1 pseudogene is annotated in these 2,589 nt (G+C 42.4%); it reads left to right on the top strand.

Going from position 1 to position 2,589, the window contains the following annotated elements:
• Positions 1-2,146 (top strand): annotated as a pseudogene (locus tag ciss_RS13345) (hypothetical protein); the annotation flags it as partial.
• Between the last annotated feature and the right edge of the window lie 443 nt (positions 2,147-2,589).

The raw sequence follows: 2,589 nt of genomic DNA, 5'->3' as shown, positions 1-2,589 counted from the left end.
TGAAAACGAAGACCGGGCATTGGCGTTAGCGGTAGCGCGGGGAATAATCCCGGTAGTAGCCAAAACCAAGACTGGTTTATATGCGGTAAAAGGTTATGCTACCCGGGCCGATGCTGCCTATGCCATCACCATGGCCGGGTTGATTCAGGTAGCTCAAGGTACTAACACATTTACCCAGTCGGTTTCCATTGGTACCAATCACTCGAATTTAACAGATGATTTTAAAACCTGGGTTGCTTCAAATCCCGATGGAACTTCTGCGGAATTTTGCTTAACTTGCCATGGACCAGGGAAAATTAAAGACCGCTGGAATTCCATTAAAAACATCGTCTACACCACCCACTATTTAAACCGCACCTTTGCTAAAAATGGCGACTCTTTATACAAGATGGCTTATGGTTTTGCTTTGAAGTATGGGTTAGATGGTCTATTTTTATCAAATCCAGCAGCATTAAACAACACCCCAATTGAAGGGATAAAAGAACTCGGTTTTGGACCAGGTCAACTGCAATTTGGTATGTACAACCGCCTCTGCGGTGCTCCAGAAGCTTTTGGCTTCATGAGCTTCCTGGGGAGATGGGGTATAGGAACCCAAACTAATGATCCTAACGATCCTGCAACAACCCGTTCTTCCGGCTGTGGCCGTTGCCATATAGTTTATGGCAAAAAAGCTAATCCAAAAGATCCAAACTTTAATACAGGATTATTTAACAATATCAGTAGTGAAGATGAACTCCTTGAGTACGTAAAAGACGTTGACTGCCTCCTCTGCCACGCTGACCAGTACTATGTCAAGAAAGGTGCAGCCCGGGAAGTATACTGGGACGGCAACCAAAAATACATTTACACTGTCGGTCAGGTTTACAACGGGATGGAAAGAGAAAACTTTGACACTTTAGAAGAAGCACAAAATGCTGTGCTTACCGCCGTAGCTTCGGTTTACAAGAAACCAACTGCAAAAGGCTGTGCCGTTTGCCACGACTTTCCGGCGGATGGTCCGGCGTATAAGCGAGGCTTCTGGCATAGATTAGATGTCCACTTAAAAGATGGAAAGTTATCCTGTATTGACTGTCACCCTGGTGGCGCCTGGACTCCGGCAATCGGTGACACCACCGGACAGGGAATAGAAAATAAGCACCAATTTGTTATTGGGCCGATGCCTGACTTATATACTCCGGAAGACGGTAAGCAGGCTAAGCAGTGTACCGAATGTCATACCGGCAATGTCCACGCCAACCAGGTATTGAACGACCACACCCGCCGGATAGACTGCCGCACCTGCCACATCAGTAAAGATTATGGTCTTAATTTGAGAGACTTTTCTAAGACCAAAAAAGCTTCCAATGATGGAGTATACGAACCGGTGGATTACGTATTTAATAACTGGGAAGATAAAGAATTATACAACAATGATTCATGGACGTATCTTGGAAAACCAGGTGTACCCTATCTGAACTTCAAAATGCAGGGTTACGAGCACATGATGCGCTTTGGCGTCCGGCCAATTGGCGACCTGTTTGATGAAGGCAAATCAACCTTGTTTGGACCTATGGGTAGATTTAACTATCCGCAGAATCCAAATGCCAAGATTCAACCCTTCCACCGGGTAAATATTGTAATACCAATTGCTATGACTGATGTTTATTTCAAAGCTATTGGCAAAACATTCCAAAACTTCCCCTTCATGTTGCCTTTTGACAAGGCTTATTATGCCAATACCGGTGATATAAATCGCGCAGTTTATCAAGGAATATATAAGATGAAAGAAAAAGATACAAACGGTAATTACAAAAACTTTGCAGATATGCCCTATGATGTTACTCAAACTGTATATATTACAGGTTATGGTAATCGGCCAAGAATGGATGGATACACTGCTCAAGCTATATTCGGCGGCATGATAAATGAAGATATTCTTACCACTAAAAAAGTCAATATGATGGGACAACAACAAAATGCTATGGCCGGTTATTTCCCCTTCTACGGTTTAATGCAGATGGACCACACCATCCTGCCGGCAAGCGAAGCTTATACATGCGTTGACTGCCACAGCAGCAGCGGTAAAGTTGCTGTCGATACCAAGAAGTGGAGAAGACTTGGCTACAGTGCAAACCGCTCCAAGCTCTTAATCTTCACCCAGAAATAATTAATTGTTAAGCCCCTGGTAACTATTCCAGGGGCTTTGCTTTATAAATTTATGTAAATTAGTGAATAATGAATTTTTATAAGGAAAATACTAAAATTAGCAAAAATACTGTAAATTTTAAAGAAACATATATCGACAAAAATAATTAAATTTAATGAAAGATGCCACAAAAAGTAGTTATAGCCATAAAAAAGTCCAATTATAAAATAAAAGGGAAAACTTTCGCAAATGTCTAAATATATTATGCGAAATTTGTAAAGTTCACATTTTTTAGCAACCCCCCTACCCCGAGGGAAGGAGGTGAAGGAGGAGAAGTAAGGGGGGAGAGAGGGGAGGAGTTGCTGAAGGATAAATAGAGAGGAGGGTATCATTTTGAGGAAGAGGATATTGATACTTGGGCTAACGGTGCTGATGATAGTGCTGTTTAGCACAAGTGCGCTGGC

The organism is Carboxydothermus islandicus (assembly GCF_001950325.1).
GTDB classification, from domain to species: domain Bacteria; phylum Bacillota; class Z-2901; order Carboxydothermales; family Carboxydothermaceae; genus Carboxydothermus; species Carboxydothermus islandicus.
Note: the sequence above shows the minus strand (reverse complement) of the source record. Positions and strands in the feature narration are given on the sequence as shown.